The 20,117-nt window shown below is 40.6% G+C and carries 18 protein-coding genes; 10 read left to right on the forward strand and 8 right to left on the reverse strand.

What is annotated here, in order from left to right; all coding sequences use genetic code 11:
- Positions 1-4: 4 nt before the first annotated feature.
- The 5 genes from ACK4HU_RS14330 to ACK4HU_RS14350 all read right to left on the reverse strand — a co-directional run bounded on the left by ACK4HU_RS14330 (position 5) and on the right by ACK4HU_RS14350 (position 5,441).
- Positions 5-1,153 carry a pyridoxal phosphate-dependent aminotransferase gene (locus tag ACK4HU_RS14330; protein ID WP_409807854.1) on the reverse strand — a complete coding sequence of 383 codons (1,149 nt, stop codon included), beginning with the start codon at positions 1,151-1,153 and terminating at the stop codon, positions 5-7.
- On the reverse strand, positions 1,150-1,974 hold the full coding sequence (locus tag ACK4HU_RS14335) for a prephenate dehydratase (protein ID WP_409807856.1): 825 nt from the start codon (positions 1,972-1,974) through the stop codon (positions 1,150-1,152). Before ACK4HU_RS14335 ends, ACK4HU_RS14330 begins: the two co-directional genes overlap by 4 nt.
- Complete coding sequence (locus ACK4HU_RS14340) at positions 1,971-3,203, reverse strand: 3-phosphoshikimate 1-carboxyvinyltransferase (RefSeq protein WP_409807857.1); 1,233 nt, start codon at positions 3,201-3,203, stop codon at positions 1,971-1,973. The genes ACK4HU_RS14335 and ACK4HU_RS14340 overlap by 4 nt, the downstream gene beginning before the upstream one ends.
- A gap of 18 nt (positions 3,204-3,221) precedes the next feature.
- A complete protein-coding gene (gene aroB, locus ACK4HU_RS14345) occupies positions 3,222-4,265 on the reverse strand; it encodes a 3-dehydroquinate synthase (protein ID WP_409807859.1) in 1,044 nt (347 codons plus the stop codon).
- A 78-nt stretch (positions 4,266-4,343) separates the two neighbouring features.
- Entirely contained in the window at positions 4,344-5,441 is a 1,098-nt protein-coding gene (locus ACK4HU_RS14350) for a chorismate mutase (RefSeq protein WP_409807861.1), read from the reverse strand.
- Between the two features lie 459 nt (positions 5,442-5,900).
- Here ACK4HU_RS14350 and ACK4HU_RS14355 point away from each other — a divergent pair, with 459 nt between their 5' ends.
- The 4 genes from ACK4HU_RS14355 (at position 5,901) to lysS (ending at position 9,626) form a co-directional block, all read left to right on the forward strand.
- Positions 5,901-6,122, forward strand: coding sequence for a DUF433 domain-containing protein (locus ACK4HU_RS14355; RefSeq protein WP_409807862.1), 222 nt, complete (start codon positions 5,901-5,903; stop codon positions 6,120-6,122).
- Positions 6,123-6,240: 118 nt separating this feature from the next.
- Entirely contained in the window at positions 6,241-6,408 is a 168-nt protein-coding gene (locus tag ACK4HU_RS14360) for a DUF5615 family PIN-like protein (protein ID WP_409807909.1), read from the forward strand.
- A 136-nt stretch (positions 6,409-6,544) separates the two neighbouring features.
- Positions 6,545-7,723: a proline dehydrogenase family protein gene (locus ACK4HU_RS14365; protein ID WP_409807863.1), complete on the forward strand. Its 1,179-nt coding sequence runs from the start codon at positions 6,545-6,547 to the stop codon at positions 7,721-7,723.
- Between the two features lie 199 nt (positions 7,724-7,922).
- Complete coding sequence (gene lysS / locus ACK4HU_RS14370) at positions 7,923-9,626, forward strand: lysine--tRNA ligase (protein ID WP_409807864.1); 1,704 nt, start codon at positions 7,923-7,925, stop codon at positions 9,624-9,626.
- A gap of 340 nt (positions 9,627-9,966) precedes the next feature.
- Here lysS and ACK4HU_RS14375 read toward each other — a convergent pair whose 3' ends face one another.
- Positions 9,967-10,239 carry a hypothetical protein gene (locus ACK4HU_RS14375; RefSeq protein WP_409807866.1) on the reverse strand — a complete coding sequence of 91 codons (273 nt, stop codon included), beginning with the start codon at positions 10,237-10,239 and terminating at the stop codon, positions 9,967-9,969.
- A gap of 175 nt (positions 10,240-10,414) precedes the next feature.
- Between ACK4HU_RS14375 and ACK4HU_RS14380 the strand changes: the two genes are divergently transcribed.
- Together ACK4HU_RS14380 and ACK4HU_RS14385 are read left to right on the forward strand one after the other, a co-directional pair.
- Positions 10,415-10,723, forward strand: coding sequence for a nucleotidyltransferase family protein (locus ACK4HU_RS14380; RefSeq protein ID WP_409807868.1), 309 nt, complete (start codon positions 10,415-10,417; stop codon positions 10,721-10,723).
- A complete protein-coding gene (locus ACK4HU_RS14385; protein ID WP_409807870.1) occupies positions 10,713-11,054 on the forward strand; it encodes a DUF86 domain-containing protein in 342 nt (113 codons plus the stop codon). The genes ACK4HU_RS14380 and ACK4HU_RS14385 overlap by 11 nt, the downstream gene beginning before the upstream one ends.
- An 806-nt stretch (positions 11,055-11,860) precedes the next feature.
- Here ACK4HU_RS14385 and ACK4HU_RS14390 read toward each other — a convergent pair.
- Entirely contained in the window at positions 11,861-12,595 is a 735-nt protein-coding gene (locus ACK4HU_RS14390) for a DUF4197 domain-containing protein (RefSeq protein WP_409807871.1), read from the reverse strand.
- 232 nt (positions 12,596-12,827) lie between these two features.
- Here ACK4HU_RS14390 and ACK4HU_RS14395 point away from each other — a divergent pair, with 232 nt between their 5' ends.
- The 3 genes from ACK4HU_RS14395 to ACK4HU_RS14405 all read left to right on the forward strand — a co-directional run bounded on the left by ACK4HU_RS14395 (position 12,828) and on the right by ACK4HU_RS14405 (position 16,383).
- Positions 12,828-13,463, forward strand: coding sequence for a hypothetical protein (locus tag ACK4HU_RS14395; protein ID WP_409807873.1), 636 nt, complete (start codon positions 12,828-12,830; stop codon positions 13,461-13,463).
- The gene (locus tag ACK4HU_RS14400) at positions 13,453-14,976 is read left to right on the forward strand and encodes a hypothetical protein (RefSeq protein WP_409807875.1); all 1,524 of its coding nucleotides are present in this window, start codon (positions 13,453-13,455) and stop codon (positions 14,974-14,976) included. The genes ACK4HU_RS14395 and ACK4HU_RS14400 overlap by 11 nt, the downstream gene beginning before the upstream one ends.
- A 192-nt stretch (positions 14,977-15,168) precedes the next feature.
- On the forward strand, positions 15,169-16,383 hold the full coding sequence (locus ACK4HU_RS14405) for an arginine deiminase family protein (protein ID WP_409807877.1): 1,215 nt from the start codon (positions 15,169-15,171) through the stop codon (positions 16,381-16,383).
- Between the two features lie 63 nt (positions 16,384-16,446).
- Here the strand turns inward: ACK4HU_RS14405 and ACK4HU_RS14410 are convergent, their stop codons facing one another.
- Entirely contained in the window at positions 16,447-19,242 is a 2,796-nt protein-coding gene (locus tag ACK4HU_RS14410; protein WP_409807879.1) for a putative LPS assembly protein LptD, read from the reverse strand.
- On the opposite strand from ACK4HU_RS14410, the gene ACK4HU_RS14415 reads away from it, so the two are divergent.
- Positions 19,241-20,041 carry an N-acetylmuramoyl-L-alanine amidase gene (locus tag ACK4HU_RS14415; protein ID WP_409807880.1) on the forward strand — a complete coding sequence of 267 codons (801 nt, stop codon included), beginning with the start codon at positions 19,241-19,243 and terminating at the stop codon, positions 20,039-20,041. The genes ACK4HU_RS14410 and ACK4HU_RS14415 overlap by 2 nt on opposite strands.
- Positions 20,042-20,117: the final 76 nt, after the last annotated feature.

Genomic DNA, 20,117 nt, shown 5'->3' on the forward strand with positions numbered 1-20,117 from the left:
GTCGTTATGATTTGATGCGATTGATAGCTTCCAGGATTTTGAATTCGGGCATGCAAAGCGAAATTCGGACATAGCCTTCCCCTGCAGGTCCGAAAATTCTCCCCGGAGTGATAAATATATTTTTCTCGTAAAGCAGGAAATCTACCAGTTCGTCGGCAGTTTTTCCCTCTGGGACTTTGCACCAAACGAAAAGCCCAGCAGTATCTTTTTTATAGCTCAGATTCATCTGATCGGCAAGTTTCCAAACCAAATTTCTCCGATTTTGATATTGTTCATCCAAATCAGAAAACCAATTTTTTCTTAAACTCAAAGCTGCTATGGCTCCTTTTTGGATTCCAAGAAACATGCCTGAGTCCATGTTGGATTTGACTTTGAGCACAGCCTCAACCCAATCTGCCCTGCCGCAAAGCATTCCCACTCTCCAACCCGGCATGTTAAATGTTTTACTCAGCGAATTCAATTCCAAGGCAACATCCTTTCCTCCAGGAATGGATAAAATACTTAGTGGTTCCGGGTTCAGTATGTGGCTGTATGGATTGTCATGAAGCAAAACGATGTCATGCTTTTTTGCGAAAGCAAGCAATTCGGTGAAAATTTCTATGCTTCCGATAGCCCCAGTTGGCATGTGTGGATAGTTAATCCACATGATTTTGACCTTACTCAGATCAAGCATTTCCAAGTCTTCCAGATTTGGTCGGCCTTTTTTCTCCAAATCCAAACTGTAAAAAATCGGTACAGCACCTAGCAAATCCGTCACAGAAGTATAAGTCGGGTATCCTGGATCAGGAATCAAAACTTGATCTCCAGGATTCAGAAACGCCATACTGAGGTGCATGATGCCTTCTTTGGAACCCATCAGCGGAAGGATTTCCTTCTTGGGATTTAAGGTCACGTGATATTCTCTTGAGTAGAACTCTGCCATTGCTATCCGAAGCTCCGAGATGCCTTGGTAGTTTTGATAGCCATGTGCTCGTGGATGCTCCACCGTGCTTTTCAGCGAATCAATCACCATTCGATCCGGCGCCAAATCTGGGCTTCCAATTCCCAAATTGATCACAGGTTTACCGTCTGCTATGAGTTGATTTACCTCTCTTAGCTTCGCTGAAAAGTAATACTCTTGGACTGTTTCCACTCGATTTGCAAAACCCTTCATGCCTTTCTGCTGGTATATTCTCCGAAAATTTTCACTCCTCCAAAATCCATTTCCGCCAAGCGCATTGCCTCTTTAAACTTAAAATAATCATCAAATTCTGCATCTATAAAAAATGCGTATTCCCATGGTTTTTCGATCACTGGAATGGACTGGATTTTACTCAAATCAAGTCCTTTTTCAGCAATCATTGTCAGAAGTTTGGCCAATCCACCTTTTTGGTTTTGAATGGTTACCTTAAATGATGCCTTATTTGGGATTACTTTTGATTTGATTTTTTCTTTTTGCAAAATAATGAATCGGGTAAAGTTGTCATGGATAGTCTGGATATCGCGAGACAAAATCTCCAATCCATAAATTTCGGCCGCTATTTCACTGGCAATGGCAGCCACTCCTGACAACTTTTCCTCCAAAATCCGTTTGGCTACCGAAGCCGTATCCACATCATCAAATTGCTGAATTTGAGGATACTTCGCTAAAAATGCCTTGCACTGCAAAATTGCCATAGGATGAGAGCGGACTTCTTGGATTTCCTCGATTTTTTGTCCTGGCAAAGCCATAAACTGATGTGCAATCGGCAGATAAAACTCATCCCGAATGCTCAATTCATAGCGGTCGATCAAGTCGTAATTGGGCAGAATAGCTCCTGCAATAGAGTTTTCAATCGCCATTACCCCAAAGTCAGCTTCGCCTTTTGCGATGGATTTAGCGACAGGTTCAAAGGTGTTGAAGGGGATAATCTCAGCTTCTGAGCCAAAATTAATCAAGGCAACTTGATGGTGAAATGATCCCGGAACGCCTTGAATGGCAATTTTCAAACTCATAACTCCACTTGTTTTTCCCTGGAAATTGCAAGCAATTCACAATGTTTCCAGAAACTTGGATAAGATTTGTTGACTACTTCGGGATCTTCTATCAATACATCCGTTTTGGTCAAAAGAGGCATAAATGCCATCGCCATCCGATGATCATCATAGGTGTGGATTTGCACTTGGCGTGGCATGGTCACAGATGGGATGACTTGGTAGACTCCCGGTTCGATTTCTTTTAGGTCGGCATTGAACTTGGCCAATTCCTGCTGTAAGGCGAAGATTCGGTCGGTTTCTTTGATTTTCAAACTTTCCAATCCGGTGAAAATCGCATTCTGACCTAGGATAGCGCAAGTCACAGCCACCGTTTGAGCCAAGTCTGGACAATGCGTGAAGTCCCAGTTTTTCAGCCCTTTTACAGCTTGTTTTTTGAGTAAAACTCCTCCTTTTTCAAAGGTGCTTTTGATTCCAAGATGATCCATGATCTCCACGATCTTGGAGTCACCCTGCAAACTGTTTTCTTTCAAGCCTTCCAGAAAAAATGCTCCAGAATCCGCACAGGCTAATAAACTGAACCAATAGCTAGCTCCAGACCAGTCACTTTCCACAGCAAAAGTGGTAGGTTGATAGCTTTGATGCGAGACTTTGATTTTGTTGTTTTCCCAAGTGTAGTTGATCCCAAACTGAGCCATGAGCTCCAGCGTCATTTCAATGTAAGTTTGGCTGCCGACTTTTCCTTCGAGTTCGATTTCCAAACCCTTCGGTAAGATAGGGGCAATCATCAGCATTGCGGAGATGTACTGACTGGAAACGTCTCCTCGGATTTTGACTTGATCTGATTTTTGCTCAGGAAGACCATGGATCGCAAGCGGGGGATAGCCTTCGATATTCAAATAGTGGATTTCAGCACCGATGGTTCTGAGCGCATCCACCAAAATTCCAATGGGACGCTCGCACATTCTGGCAGTTCCGGTCATGACCTTTTTCTGATTGGTTACCGAAGCATAAGCCGTCAAAAATCGCATGGTCGTTCCCGCATCAAGTACGTCAAACAGTGGAGGATTTTTCTCCAGCAATCGGATCATGGTCTGCGTATCTCTTGCTTCGGCGAGGTTTGTAATTTTATTTTCGCCTTCAGTCAACGCATCAATCACCAAAGCACGATTGGATTCACTCTTGGAAGAGGGTAGTGGAATGCGCGAAGGAGTGAATTCGCTTTTTTGGTTTAGGCGAAGGAGGGTCATGGTTTGAGTAGTCAAGGCTCAGGCCGTTTTAAGATTGTGATAGTATAGGATTGCTTCCCTGATTTCCTCGCGTTTGATCGGAATATTATAATCGCAATCACCTATTGAATTCAACAGAGAGAAAAGTAGGGTGCTTCCTTCGTTCTTTTTGTCCTGAAGGCAGAGATCCAGAATTGGGTCCAGTTGATCTGTCGAGAAATCAACTTTCCCGTAAATCTGAAGCATCATTTTGGTCAGTTGATTCAATTCCTCGAAACTGAAACCGATTTTCTGAAATGAGAGAAATCCCTCACAAATCATCCCCAAAGCAATCGCTTCTCCGTGAAGTAGGTGATTTTCGGAATCCAAAAAATAGGATTCAAAAGCATGTCCAATCGTATGTCCAAAATTCAGGATTTTCCGAAGTCCAACTTCTTTTGGGTCCGCTTGGACTACAGCCTTTTTGATCCCAACGGAGTGCATGATCAAACTTTCCCAATCTTGGTTTTCCCAGTTTTCGGATTTTAGTTTTTCGAAGTAAGCTTTGTCACGAATCAACCCATGTTTTAGAATCTCAGCATAACCGGATCGAAGTTCTGCCTGTGGCAAAGTTTTTAAAAATTCAGGAGCGATGATGACCGTCTCAGGTTCATTAAAGACTCCCAAATGGTTTTTCAACCCATTAAAATCTACTCCCAATTTTCCCCCGACACTTGCATCTACTTGCGAAAGCAGGGTAGTAGGTATATTGATGAATCTGATTCCGCGTTTATATAAGCTGGCGCAAAAGCCACCCATATCTGTAATCACCCCACCTCCAAGATTCAGCATCAGCGCTTTTCGATCCAGTGATGCTTCAGTCATTTCTGCCCAGATTTTGGAGCAGGTTTCCAGATTTTTGTTGATTTCTCCAGGGTTGACACTTATAAAAACAGAGTCATTTGTCAGTGCCTCAAAAATTGTTGGCAGACAGTTCGACTGAGTGTTTGCATCCGTCAAAACTACCAAGCGGGAGTAAGATAGACTTGCTAAGGCTCCTGAAAGGGTATTCGCAGCTTCGGAAGTGAAAATTATGGGATCCAAAATGAAAGGGAGTTTTTCAAATTTAAAGTTAAGGAAAGCAGCCGCTAACAGGGACTGCCTTCCAAGTTTGAGAGCAGATTATTTTTTAATAGGCTCAGCCTCTCGCAGTTGTTTTTCTTGTCGTTTTACTGATTCCTCGTGGATACAATAAAGCAACTCCTTCATGAATTTTTCGCTCAGTTTTTTTGCTACCCCTTTAGTTGTGCGGCTTTCCATTACATCTTTCCAGCGATCTGACTGAAATACAGTCAAGTGATGCTCCCGCTTGTGGGCCCCTATTTGATCAATTATTGCAAATCTTTCCTGAAGTATGTCTAATAGTTGGTCATCCAAATGGTCCACCGCACGACGAAGATCCTGAAGTCTTTCATCAGGTTTCATGTTTTCCAAAGGCGTTTTGAAATCAATCGAGCTGATCATTTCTCGCAGTCTTGCCGGCGTTACTTGCTGTTTGGCATCAGACCAAGCTTTGTCCGGATCGTGGTGAGTTTCGATCATCAATCCATCCAAACCAAAGTTCATCGCACTTTGAGCAACTTCGAGAAGTCCCTCTCTTTTACCCATGATATGTGATGGGTCATTGATTACTTCCATTCCGGTCCACTCACGCTTGAGGTGAATTGGCATAGACCAGTTTGGCTTGTTTCTATAGCGCTTATCGTAGGCATCAGAGAATCCACGGTGAATTGCAGCAAGTTTATCGATGCCTACAGCGTACATTCTTTCCAATGCGCCCATCCAAAGTTCAAGATCCGGATTCATCGGGTTTTTGATCATCACAGGAATGTCGACACCTCGAAGTACTTCTGCAATTTCCTGTACTGCGAAAGGATTGACTGTGGTTCTAGCTCCAATCCATAGCACATCCACTTTATGCTTCAGGGCTAGTTCGGCGTGTGAAGCATTGCCAACTTCGACTGTAATTGGGATGTTGAGATGATGACGGACGATCTCCATCCACTTCAAACCTTCTTCACCTACACCTTCAAAAGATCCTGGTCTTGTTCTTGGCTTCCAGATCCCTGCTCTGAATAGCTGAGGAATCATGTGGACTTCTTTCATCTCTTTGCAGATCTGTTCGATCTGTTCTGGAGTTTCGGCAGAGCAAGGTCCTGCGATGATCAGCGGGTTAGTCAATCCCAATCCCCAGTCTTTAATTTGTTTGTGCGGCTTCATAGATTTGTGCGGTTTAAATGAAAAAAGCCCGACTCTTTCGAATCGGGCTTTTGTGTGTTTTATTTTCTTTTAGTTTTTGGCTAGCATATACACAGCTCCGATTCGATTTTGGCTTCGAAAGTAAAAATAGAAGAAAGTAAAATAGATCGCTGCTGTGATTAACATGTTTCAAATGTAACGGAGTGATTTTTAAATACAAAATTATTTTTTTGTGATTATGTTGAAAAGTTTTGATCGAAAGACTCAATTGTTTGCGATTATTTTAATTTCAATACTTTCGAAAGTTATATTCAGAATATTTGATCGAAGTTTTTGATTTGACTTAATTTTAATTTTTTAAATTAACAAAAGAAAAATTTTATTTTAGGTTTAGATTAATTCAGATCGTTTTGAGAATTGATAAGAACAATATTAGCCCCATTAATCGTTACCTATCTAAGATTGGGTTAACTAAGATTTATGAATTATCGTGATTTTTTTGAAATCAGGCCAGACAAGAGATTTGGTCGACCATGCCTAAAAGGTATGCGGATAAGTGTTTATGATGTTCTCAACTGGTTGGCCAATGGTATGACCAAAGAAGAAATAATGAATGATTTTGAGGAGATCTCCGAAGAAATGATCAATGCATGTTTGGAATTCGCTGCCGATAAAGATCATTCCTTAATTCTTTCAACCTGAAGCTTTTTTTGACCAAAATATATCTCCCAAGATCCTGAAAGGCACTATATGGTAAGAAGTACCTCTCCTGCATGTAAGGTATGTAGGATTAGAAGACTCATCGGATTTAGATATTTTTCTGTTTGTCAAAGCAAATGGGTATTCGATCGTTACCTTTGATTCAGATTTTTTCGACCTGAGTTTGATAAAAGGTCACCCACCAAAAATTATTTGGATAAGAACAGGAAATCTTACCACTGATTCAATTTTAAAAGATTCTTTTGAAGTATTCACAACAAATCTTTGAATTCATTCAATCAGAAAGCGAGGGAGTTTTGGAAATAATTTCACGGTAATATTTCGAAGTACGACCTTCCCAAATCCCGAACAAAAGCAAAGCGCCTGAGGTTTTTTTGATATCTTTGCCACCTTATTTGAGTGATATGCCCGTCATACCCAAAATTTCTTTTGAAAATCTGGAAGTAGCATTTGCTTCTAAAAGCAATGCCGATCTCAGGAAAATGTACCTGATTTTTGCTACGCTAAACAATAATCTCATCTCTGACCTAGGAATCGGTCTGGCGAATCTAGCTTTCAAACTCAAAATCCCTGTCAAAGGAATCATGAAGAAAACCATGTTTGGGCACTTCTGCGGGGGAGAAACCATTGCTGAAAGTATTCAGGCCTGCAAGCATTTGGCGAAATATGGGGTTCATTCAATCCTGGATTTGTCAGTGGAGGGAAAGGGAGATGAGGAAAGTTACGACGCCACGACTGAAGAAATTTACCAGACTCTAGTAGAATCTGCCAAGACAGATTACATGCCTTTCGGAGTATTTAAAGTAACAGGTTTGGGCAATTATCACCTAATGATCAAAATTCAAAATGGCGAACAACTCACAGGCGAAGAGTTGGTGGCATTTAACCGAATGAAAGCTCGGGTAGATCGGCTTTGTAAAGCTGCACATGATTTGGGATTGAAGATTCTGGTGGATGCAGAGGAAAGTTGGTTCCAAAATGCGATTGATGACTTGGCTTATGGGGCCATGGAAAAATATAACAAAGAGCGCTGCGTGGTGTACAATACGTATCAGATGTATCGTCACGATTCTTTGGAGCGGTTAAAGAAATCAGCTGAGATTGCAAAAGCCAAAGGTTACCTATTCGGAGCAAAGCCTGTTCGTGGAGCTTATATGGAAAAGGAGCGAGAGCGTGCCGAAGAAATGGCCTATCCTGATCCCATCCAACCGGATAAAGCAGCGACTGATCGGGATTACAATGCAGCCATAGCGTATTGTGTTGAGAATGGGATTTACCTCGTCTGCGCTTCTCACAATGAGAAAAGCAATCTGGATCTGACCCATTTGATGAATCTTCGCGGAATCGATCCAACTTCTGATCGGGTTTATTTCTCTCAGCTTTACGGAATGAGTGATAATATTTCTTTCAATTTGGCAAAAGCCGGGTACCGTGTGGTGAAATACGTGCCATATGGTCCAGTGGAAAAAGTAATGCCATATCTTACTCGTCGTGCTTCCGAAAATACCTCGATCGCTGGTCAAAGCAGCAGAGAGTTTGATCTGATCAAGCGGGAGATGCGAAGGAGGAGGAGTTTGCAGTGAGAAGTGGTCAGTTTGCAGTGGGTGTCAGGCTGACACTTCGACTCCGGTCAGTGTGACAGTAGACGAAGTCATTTTAGTTAGGAGTAAGTAGTAATTAGTGAATAGTAAGTGGTGTTGCGATAATTGGATGGTTTTAATCATCGGACATCGGTCATCCGACACCCGACAAAAAAAGAATTTCAATTATCAAAAATAGAAAATGCAACTTTTGAGCGAACAGGAACTCGAACGCAGAAAAGACCGGGAAGAATTGATGGCCTTAGGGATCAATCCCTATCCGGCTGAGTCTTTCCCAATCAACGTCACTGCGGAGGATATCCATAAAAACTACGAAAACAGAAAAACTGACCATAAGAACATCTCCATCGCAGGTCGTCTGATGAGCCGTAGAATAATGGGTTCGGCATCTTTTGCCGAGATCCAAGACTCCACTGGAATACTTCAGATCTACGTTCGTCGGGATGATATCTGTCCGGACGATGATAAAACTCTATATAATACAGTTTTCAAAAAGCTTCTTGGATTAGGCGATTTCGTTGGGGTGAAAGGCTACATTTTCACTACTCAAACTGGTGAGATCTCTCTTCATGTCACGGAATTGAAGATTCTTTCCAAGTCTGTTAAACCACTTCCAGTGGTGAAGCGGGACGAAGAAGGTAATGTCTATGACGGATTTACCGATCCCGAGCTCCGCTACAGACAGCGCTATGTGGATTTGACTGTAAATCCAGAAATCAAATCAACGTTCGTCACCCGTGCCAAAATTATCTCCAACATGCGTCGATACTTTGATGATCACGGATGGCTGGAAGTGGAAACCCCGATCTTACAAAGTGTGCATGGTGGTGCAGCTGCGAGACCTTTTTCGACGCATCACAATACGCTGGATATGCCACTTTTTCTGAGAATTGCCAATGAATTATATCTGAAAAGATTGATCGTCGGTGGTTTTGAAGGAGTATATGAGTTTGGAAAAATGTTCCGAAATGAAGGAATGGACCGCACGCACAATCCGGAATTCACTTCCATGGAAATCTATGTGGCCTACAAAGACTACATCTGGATGATGGAAATGGTGGAGGAGTTGCTGGAGAAAGTGACTGAAACCATCCATGGCAAGACCGTAGTAAAAGTAGGGGAACGAGAGATTGACTTTGCAGGGCCTTACCGAAGACTGACGATGTATGATTCCATTTTGGAATTTGCAGGAGTGGATGTGAGTGAACTTGATGAGGCCGGAATACGACAGGTTTGTGTGGATTTGGGGATTCAAGTGGACAACTCCATGGGTCGCGGCAAGTTGATTGACGAAATCTTCGGTGCCAAAGTGGAGGAGCATCTGATCCAACCGACTTACATCACGGATTATCCGATTGAGATGACGCCTTTGGCGAAAAAGCACCGCAGCAAGCCGGGATTGGTGGAGCGATTTGAGCTTTTTGTCAATGGAAAAGAAATAGCAAACGCCTATACTGAGCTAAATGATCCAATCGATCAACGCGAGCGTTTTGAAGAGCAGTTGAAATTAGCAGCGAGAGGTGACGACGAAGCCATGGCAATGGATGAGGATTTCCTTCGTGCCTTGGAATACGGTATGCCTCCGACTTCAGGTTTGGGGATTGGCATCGATCGATTGACGATGCTTTTGACAAATAAGACTACGATTCAAGAAGTGCTTTTCTTCCCTCAGATGAGACCTGAGAAAAAAGCTGTAGAAATGACCGAGGATGAAAAAGTGATTTTTGAACTCTTGAGTAAAAATCATCCTGCATCACTAGCGGAATTGAAAACCCAATCTGGCTTAAGTGGAAAGAAATGGGATATTTCCATGAAAGGACTTTCACAAAAAGGACTGGTGAAAGTGACTAGAGAAGGGGAGAAATTGACTATTGATTTGGTATAAGGATTTCTAAATATGAGAAAAACCGAAGGTGACTTCGGTTTTTTTGTGTTTTTGGCACAAAGATTTTTTTCAACGCAAAGACGGAGAAGCCGCAAAGAAAAAACGCAAAAAGGGGGAAGATGAAGTTATTCAATATTAGAGCCTCGACTTATAATCCAATTTTTTCCATGCCCATTTTCGAAACTAGATTTTCGATCACGTGATTTTCTTGGTATCTATAGACAAATTGGAACCAAAAATGACAAACAATCCAAATTCCGAACAAATAAAGATATAGCCAATTTGGCTTTTCAAACATTGGGAGGATTGCATAGAATCCGATAAACATAGCAGCGATTAGTTAATGCTCTACTCTTATTTTTGTTTTGAAATTTATTTTCAGTCGATTGTCCTCAATCTGGCTTAAAAAAGCTTTCACGCTGATTCCAAATCCAAATGAACCTATAAATAAGGTACCGTATGAGACATCTGGGGACAACTCAATCTCGTCAAAAGTCACCACCTCGTAGTTGATGGATTTTTGATCTTTAAGAAATTTGAAAAAAAAATCTTCTCTTGATCCTTCAAAAACAAAGCTTTTGTCAATTTTCAGAAGCTCAATAATTTTTCTCATTGTCCAATATTGGTTGTGCCCCAACTTCCATTTGTTTTTTGATTTTCTGCAGAAAATACATCGAAAATTTGCACGAATAAACTCCTTTTGAATCAAAATTTATTTCGCTTGAATCAAAAAATCGGTTTAGAACTAGGGAATCTCAAATTTTCATCGTTCGTTCTTATATTTGATTATGTTAAAATTGAACCCAAAACAACAAAGCCAGCTAGATGCCATCTGCAAGAAGCATTTTGTAGCAAACTTATTTTTGTTTGGTTCGGCTGTTTCAGACTCTTTTTCAGCTTCAAGTGATGTGGATTTGGCGGTTTTATTTTCTGAAAACCTTTCACCTATTGAGCATGGGGAAGCTTTTTTTGCTCTTAAAGATGAATTGGAGACCTTGTTTTTGAGGAAAGTGGATTTGGTTTCCTACAGGGTAGTAAAGAATCCTGTTTTCAAGCGTGAACTGGATGAAACGAAAGTCGAGCTCTATGCCGCCTAGTAAGATTTTGAAATTCATCCTTGACATTGAATCAGTGATCCAAGAATTGGAGCAAGTGATTGAAATAAACTCTAGGGATTACTCAAAATTCAGTTCAAATTTTATGGCTGTAAGAACTGTAGAACGGGATTTGGAAATTGTTGGCGAAGCAGTTAGAAAGATTACTCTCCTTGATCCAACTATTAAGATTTCAAGCTCTAAACATATTATCGGGTTACGAAATATGATAGTTCATGCATATGATTCAATCGATCCAACTACACTTTGGAAAATTTTGATGAAGGATCTTCCAATTTTAAAGGAAGAAATTAGAAATATAAAAAATAAGTAGATTATCCTTTTCCAAAATTCTGGATACAGGAAGGTTTCCAATAGAATGATTATTCAGTAATTGAAATTATTTATATTGAATTGTTATGAAGTCTAGATTGATTTCCTTTTTATTTTTTATGTTCTCGATAAATTGTGCCTCAAAAAAGGAGATAGTCCATAAATCCTATAATCATTTAGTAGAAAAGTTAGTAAATGACTTGATTAAAAGTGGACAGCTTGATAATCGAGCTTCAATAATCGGGCATACTTATCCTTTTGCATACTATACTTAGAAATAGATTTCCACCATCAGATTTATGGGGATGGTAGAGCCTTTGTATTTGAATTGAAGAAAGGATCTTGGAAAAATGTAAAGTTCATTCCAACTTGGATTAGGTAAAAGCTGATCCAGGAGACGTTTTTTCCGCCGCTTTGTGTGCCTGCTACTCACAGCTATCCATATGCAAATGGTTAATTGTTTTCCTTAAATTTTCAGCAATAATCTGATTGTCAAATCATTTCATTAATTCAAATAAATTAAAAACAAACGTGATTGATGACACTCACGTGGGCAAAAAAGACTTCACATTTGTATTTAATAACTAACTGAATAGGGATAATCGAAGCTTCAAAGAGTTGGGCAAAAAAACACGTGAGCGGACACTCACGTGGGCATGAAAACTAATATTGTAAATTGGCTCAAAATCTGATTTTTAGGACATCTTCCGTCGCTTGTGCTGAGCGGAGTCGAGGCATCGGTCTTCCAGCCCCTAAGCTTTTGTAAATTCGTCTATTGATAGAATATCGGATAATCAGATAAATTTCCTACTTCTTCTGACTCTCAGCGTAACCAAATACTTTCTTCAGCAATGGGCTGGTTCGGGCATTGATGTTTTCACGGATTTTAAGCTCTTCTTTGGCGATTTCAAGAAACAGTCCGTCAATTGCTTTTTGAGTTACGTAGGCTGTCAAGTCTGTGTCTACTTTTTTCACGAGAGGAATTCGATTGTATTGGGTCATCGCATCACTCCAGTATCTGGTAGCGTCCACTTTCTTCAAGCTGGTATCGATGATAGGTGAAAACCTCTGAGTGAGGGATGAGGTGGTGCTACCTTTGAAATACGTCGTTGCAGCATTTTGCTCTCCAAGCAGGATTTTTTGCACATCCTGAAAACTCATCTGCTTGATGGCATCGGTAAAAATTGGTTTGGCAGCAATAGCAGCATCTTCTGCGGCTCTGTTTAAGCTGGTAATCACCTGATCTACCATCGATCCCATTCCAATAGAACGAAGGGTGTTTTCAACATTTTTCGCTTCCTCTGGAAAAAGGATTTTAACATCCAAATTCCCCAAATAACCATTTTCAAGTGAAAGTCGCTCCGCACTGATTCCGGTTCCTTTTTCCAAAGCCTCTTTCAGGCCCATAGAAATCTCAGCCGTAGTGGGGTTGGAATTCACTTGTTTTAAAATATCTGTGATTTGGGCAGAGGAACAACTGGCCTGAAATAGGAGTGCTCCAGAGAATAAGATCCCAAGGGAAAGTCTTTTGAATGATCGCATAAATTGATTTTTCGGTAATTTCCTAGAGGAACGAAATAATCGTGCCATTAGGTTTTTGAGTTTGTAAAAAATAGAATAGTATGCTTTAAAAACATAAATTAACATCGAAAAATTTATGATTTTTCAACAATATGGAAGTGTTATCGATGATTGGCAGTTCTTCATTTAAATGATTACCCTGTTTTAGAAATAATTTTCGAGAAAGTAATTTTGAATTAAACCCGAAAAATCAATGAGACCATACATTTTCTTCATCATGTTAATATCCCCCTTTGTTTTGAAATCTCAAACTGGAATTGAAAAAAACGGGGTTGTTGAAGTCGAGGCGGAAAATTTTAACAATCAGACATTGGACGAAATCAGAAAATGGTATCTCATAAAAGGCAAATCAAATCCAGATACTTTAGAGTCCAGAAAATTAAAAGAGGCATCGGGCAATTCTTATATAAAAATCCTGCCGGATACCCGTATAGGTCATAGTGACCCTTTGATTAATGGTGAAAATTTCAGCAATGAACCCGGAAAAATGGCAATCATATCCTACTCAATAGAATTTCAAAACACAGGGAGATATTATGTATGGGCTAGGGTGTTTTCTACAGGAACTGAAGACAACGGTGTTCATGTGGGATTAGATGGGGAATGGCCTGAATCGGGGCAAAGAATGCAATGGTGCGAGGATAAATTTAGTTGGACATGGGCAAGTAAGCAAAGAACCCAGGAGGAGCACTGTGGTGAAGAAAGATTAATTTACCTTGACATTGAGTCTGCCGGGATTCATCAAATTATGTTTTCCATGCGTGAAGATGGGTTTTCGATGGACAAATGGCGGATGGTTCTCAATTATGATCAAACCTATGACTACTAATTACCCTATCACCTTAAGGCTTTTTTTTATCCTTTGCCTACCAATATTTCTATCTTTTTCCTTTTCAAATGGAAAGGATCCACAAACCGATGATGAGAATCCAAGAATACGGCCCTATGTAAAGAATCCCAGTTATTGGCAATATAAAAATCAACCGGTTTTATTACTTGGAGGAAGCTCAGATGACAACCTTTTTCAACAAACTTCCCCGGAATTGATTGAAGAACTTGACAGACTGGTTCAATTTGGAGGAAATTATCTTCGCTGTACCATGTCGAGTAGAGATTCGGGAAATGTATTTGCTTTTGCTATTGACCCAAAATCCGGATTGTTTGACCTAAACAAGTGGAACGAGGAGTATTGGAGTAGATTTGAATATTTTTTAAGTGAAACCCAAAAAAGAGAGATAATTGTTCAGGTAGAAATTTGGGAAACCTATGATTTTTATTCACGAAGTTCGCATGTTATTGATGGACAAACAGCATGGGGAAGAAATCCTTTCAATCCAAAAAACAACATCAATTATACCGCCCAGACATCTGGGTTGCTTGAGGATTTTACTTCCAATGGCTTTGAGTTAATTAACTCATTTTTCAACACCGTCTTGCCTCTTGTCATTCCTTTTGATTTTGAAAAAACCTATACTGTATTGGCATTTCAACAAAAGTTTGTTGACAAATTATTGTCAATAAGCCTTAAATATGACCATGTGTTGTACGTAATTGATAATGAGACTAATGCAGATCCAAAATGGTCGATCTATTGGTCACAATACATTAAGGATAAGGCTGAACAGGCACAAATACAGATTGAGGTTACTGAAATGTGGGATACTTTTGACCCCACGGGCGGTGCCGTTCCAGACGCTATAGTACAAGATCCTGCCAACCACTTTTTTACTCTAAGGTCTGGGGTAGCCAACACTTTGTACGACACGGAAAATTTTTCATTCGTAGATATTTCAAATCATAATGCGCAAGTGGGTGAAACGCATTATGAGACTGGACTTTATGTTTGGAATGAAATACAAAATTCCGGCAAAATAAGGCCCATAACCAATACCAAAATATATGGCAATCTTGGTGGGTGGGCAGGCAATATGACTGATGCGCAGGAAAGGTTTTGGCGTAATATTTTTGCTGGATCTTCATCAGTACGTTTTCATAGACCCACTGTAGGAATCGGACACAGTGATTTGGCCCTGTCACATATAAATAGCATGCGTATGCTGACAGAAACAATAGACATATTTACTTGCAAACCGAGTAATGGTTTGATGACTGGTAAGGAACCTAATGAAGCTTACTGTTTGGCCAATGAAAACAGTGAAATCCTTGTTTTCTTTCCAAAAGGGGGAGAAGTAGTATTGAATCCTACTAAGGGCAGGTATGAGGTACAATGGATGGATATATTAAGCTCGATATGGCTTCCGTCGACATATCTCGATCTTCCAGGCAACCTAATTACTCCATCCGATGGTTTCTGGGCAGTTAAAGTCAAGAAAATAGATTAGTTGAAAATAAACCCAAGGTCAAAAAACCTAAAATTCCTCTTCTCCAAATAGATGGTACATTTTGAAACCAAGAAAATTTCTAAAAAATTAATCTGGAATAAATTTCTTTATTTTTAATATTTTGTCCAATTTTTATGCTTTTAATTTTTAAAATTGCAATAAATTCACGTTTTTGTTGTGAAAATAGAAATTATGAATTTGCGAATAAATTCAGAGTTTGGGACGCTCAGAGCTGTCTTAATGCACCGACCGGGCAAGGAAATTGACCGACTGACACCTTATAATAAAGAATTCCTTTTGTTTGAGGATGTGCCATATCTGGAGGCTCTTCAAAATGAGCATGACACATTTTCCAATCTGATCAAGGAATCAACTGGAGCTCAGGTGTATCAACTCAGAGAACTACTCATCAGAGTTTTATACGATCAACAAATTCTCCTAAGATTGATGCAAGAATCCCTGACTCGCTCTGGGCTTTCACATTTGGCGGAAGATATTTTGGAGCGCTATTCTACGGCTGAGTGTGCCGGTATTTTGACCGCTGGTCTCAAAATTCATGAACTCAAGCGGAAAATTCCTAACCTGAACCCCGGAGAATTGCTGGATTATGCCTTTGCTATTCCACCTTGTCCAAACCTATATTTTCAGAGGGATCCGATGGCTTTGACCCCAGGCGGAATTATTTTTTCGTCCATGAAAATGGAAGGCAGGCAGCGAGAGGCGGATTTGCTGCGGACGATCTTTGAGCATCATCCTGATTTCAAAGAACATGTCAATAGGTTGTATCCAATTAATGGTCATGACTCGCCTCCGAGTATCGAAGGGGGAGATGTGATCATTCTTTCCCATGAAGCCGTTGCAATTGGTAATTCCGAACGGACAGATGAGAAAGCAATTTATCATGCTGCCAAGGCACTTTTAGCCGAGGGTTCTGTGAAGCGAGTTTATGAAGTCCACCTTCCTCAGAAGCGTCAATACATGCACTTGGACACGGTATTTACCATTTTGGATGAAAATCTGGTTTTGACCTATCCTGATGCAATGAATGCAGTTTTGCAGACTTCTCTTTATACTTTGAAAGAAAACAATGGAGATAAAGTGTCGATCAAACGGGAAGTCTTAAAAGAATCCTTGTTGACTGTCCTAGCACGGGAAATATCCCACTTGGAAGTATTGCACACGGCAGATGGCAATCCGGATTATTCCATGAGAGAACAGTGGTTTGATGGTGCAAATGTCTTCGCCATCGGACCAAGACGGGTAATTTCTTATAATCGAAACATCCATACCAATCGAGCGCTGAGAAATATGGGAGTGGAAGTTTTGGAAATTCCAAGTTCGGAGCTAAGCCGAGGTCTGGGAGGCCCTCGTTGTATGACTATGCCACTTAGCCGTGCGCGAGTTTGATTTCAACAGTACAATCCCCTTTAATTTCTCGAAAACATCGGACATCGGTTATCCGACTTTTTTCTAAAAATCAAAGAAAGATCTTCTTCTAGAGACTTTTAGGTCTTGAAGAATGCTGGATTTGACTCGAATGTCGATGTTGTAGGAGGTAAATCTTCCAAAAGGAACCCAGTTTAAATTCATCTGCCAGCAGTGAAGATCGCGGGCAATTCCTATCATGGTTTGGGTAATGGCTGCTGCCTGCACATCATATCCAGTATTGAAATTGATTTTCCACTTTTCAGAAAAAGAGACATCCCCGCTGATGTTTAGGGTTTGGGTGATGTTTTCATTATTGTTGATCTGACGGGAATAGGCAAGATTGTAGCCTAAAGTCAAATTCCACGGAATATCCCAATCGATATATTGGCTAGGATCGGAGACGATCCGATTGATTTCATTTTGTGCAAACTCATCCATTACCCCGCCGCGCTGAATAAAATCCTGAGTAAGTTCGTCTCGCTTTTCTCCGGGCGATTGGCCACTTCTTGGATTGATGGATGCATTCATATTCAGAGATGCATTCCGGATCATCCCTATGCCTTGCCCATTTTTCCAGGCAAACTGATTGATACTTCTAAACGTCGAAGTTCCATTTTCCTGAATCGTCTCTCGTACTGCGTAGGGATCGATATTACTTGTCAAGTTGACGGAAAGTTTTCGATCAAAAAAGCTGGTTCGGGCAGAAAGCTGCAATGGAGAAAGCTGGAAGGAATCAGCTGCAAAATTGTAGGCTGTATTGATGTTAAAAGACTCCAAGATTGGTATTTTCTTAGTTGCAGTTTCAGAAGTGCTGTCCTTGGAATTTAGGATTTTTGCTTCAATCACGTTTCTAAGGCCAAGGCTTAATGATCGTGATTCTCCCAAAGGCGCACCGCTGAAAACAAAGCCCTGATGCCTTGAGAAGCGCTGAATTCTTCCGGTATTATCTGTTTGAACTTCCTGATAATAACCATAAGAAGGATCCGAGAAGTCCGGAGTGAAATTAAAACCAAATGTCGGTGCTAAATGGTGTCTTATCGTCTGGAGTTTACTGCCTGGCTTGAAATTGTAAAAGCCATAGAAGTTGGTGCTCATCGAAAATGACGTGGTGTAGAAACCTACTCTATTAAATCCATCCTCTACAATTCGATCTACTCGTTCCTCGGATGGGTTGTAGTAATAATTGATCCGTTGCAAATACCAGAGCTCGTTGTAATCGACTGAAGCAGTTCCTGTGAAATAGTTGAAAAGTGTAAAGTTGGAGGACAGAGGAATCGAGTTTCTGGCACCGTTGGTAGCATTTCTTAGCAGAAGTCCGAAATTGTCTGCATTGAAAGGAATAGTATTCGGTCTTCCGCCAAGTTCCGGATTGTTTACTCCGATTTCTTGCTGCACACGATTGGTGATTGTGTTTTGCATGTTGAAGTTCCAGGCCACGTTCAGGGTTTTCAGTGGTTCAAACTTTACATTTCTGAACGGGTTCTGCCGGTTCATATTCACTGCAACAGTAGGTAAATCAAGTCTGACTTCTCCTGTTTGCACACTTTGAGAATGTCTAAAATTTGCTGACATCGAGAACGGAGTTCCTGAGAAAGACTTGGAATAAGAGATATTAGAGCTCAAATCTGCATTCACGTTGTTGGCAAAATTGTTCACGTTGACCACGTTATTGAAATAACTGGTCGAGCCTGCATTCACTGAAGCCGAAAACTTTCCTGTGCCCCGGGAAATTGGGGAATGATTCCACTGCACTCGAAAAGTATTGTAGTCCACCGGATTGAGCTCAGTTTCAGGGCTTACAAACTTTTGAAAATCTACGTTGAATCCTCCGCTGTAGCGATAGCGCTTGGTGTAGACGGCTTGAGATTTTAGTCCATAACCACCTTTGGAAAAAATATCCCCGGTGACTCTAGCGTGGATGTAGTCGTTAATTGCAAAATAATACCCAAGATCACGAAGGAAAATTCCTCGCCGCTGCTCTTTACCATAAGATGGAATAATGATTCCCGAGGCTTTTTCATCAGGAGTATCTGGTATAATTCCAAAAGGTAATCCAAGTGGAGTAGGGATCCCATTGAAATATAGGTTGAAAGGACCTGAGACCACCTGTTTTCCCTGAATCGATTTAATTTTGTTGGAGGAGATGTGCCAGTGCGGCTTGGTGAGTTTACAGGTAGTATAATATCCATGGTCTAGGTAGATACTTCCGTCTGCCGTCTTTTTAATTGTTTCGCCTCTCAAGACTCCATCTTGCTGTTCAGTGACCACATCTTTAATTATGGCTTTCTGAGATTTGAAATTGTATCTTATTTCTTTTCGAATCTCATAGACTGTGCCTTTGTCAGTGAAAAATGGATTTCCTGATACTGCCCCCAAACTGTCTATAATACCGGTGGCAAAGAGTTCGGAATTTTTCCAGTCAATGACGATACGGTCTGCCTCCAATTTCATGTCACCGTATTCAAACCAGGCTTTTTTGTAGAGGTAAACCTTATTTTCCACAAAATCTGTAATGATGCTATCCTCAGCAAAATAGAGAATATCTGTTTGGATATCGCTTGTGGGCATCATTTTTGCCGAGTCGAGTTTAACCAAAGTGTCTTGCCTTGCAGCAAGGGTATCAGCGAGAGGAAGGGAGCGCGTAGGTGGGGTTAAAGTGTCCGGAGCTATCAGGACCCTTTCCCGAGGCGGCTGAACAGGTCGCTGAGCCAACGCAAGTTGCGGAGTAATCCAAAGCCCTGAAATAAGTAATAAAAGGAATTTGAAACCCGACACTGCTGTAAGCGCTTTGTTTAATTTGTTAGAAATATTGCGTAAAGTTAATTCGATTGCCCTCATGGAACGGATGAATAACAAAAAAATTCTCTTAAGTTTTCTTATAGCTATTCCCTTTTTATTTGGAGGATTTATCCCCAATGAAACGATGATGCCTGCTTTTCGGATGAAAAAAATCGTCTTGGATGCAGGACATGGTGGAAGTGACCCCGGAAATATCGGGTCGAAGGTCAAAGAAAAGGATATCAACCTAGCTGTAACTCTTCTTGTTGGTAAATACATCAAGGAAAATATGCCTGATGTGGAAGTGATTTACACTCGGAAGGATGATAGCTTTCCCACACTAAAACAGCGTCCAAATATCGCAAATGTGAACAAGGCTGATCTCTTTGTTTCGATTCACTCCAACGCCGCAACCAACAAATCTGCCTTTGGTACTGAAACTTTTGTGATGGGTACCAAATACTTTGAGGCAAATTTTGACATTGTGAAAAGAGAAAACTCAGTAATTTTCCTGGAAGAAAACTATAAGGAGGATTATGAAGGATTTGATCCTACATCCCCGGAGTCATACATGCTATTTAACTTAACTCAAAAAGCCTTCATCGGAAACAGTATTACTTTGGCTGATCATATCGAAACGCAGTTTAGAGATCGTGTCGGCCGAAAGAGTCGTGGGGTAAAACAGGGACCATTTTATGTGCTTTGGACACCTTCAATGCCTAGCGTGCTGGTGGAACTTGGATTTTTATCCAACCTAGAGGAAGAAAAGTTTCTGATGACCAAGGAAGGCAAAGAGTACATGGCATCAGCAATTTACAGATCAATTAAAGATTACAAAGAGCAAATCGAATCCAATTAATTCCTAAAATTTCTGAAAGCATTCAAGCCCTTTTCTGTGAAGAAAAGGGCTTTTCTGTATCTTGCTATCCAAACTT

The organism is Algoriphagus sp., assembly GCF_046296635.1.
In the GTDB taxonomy this organism is placed as follows: domain Bacteria; phylum Bacteroidota; class Bacteroidia; order Cytophagales; family Cyclobacteriaceae; genus Algoriphagus.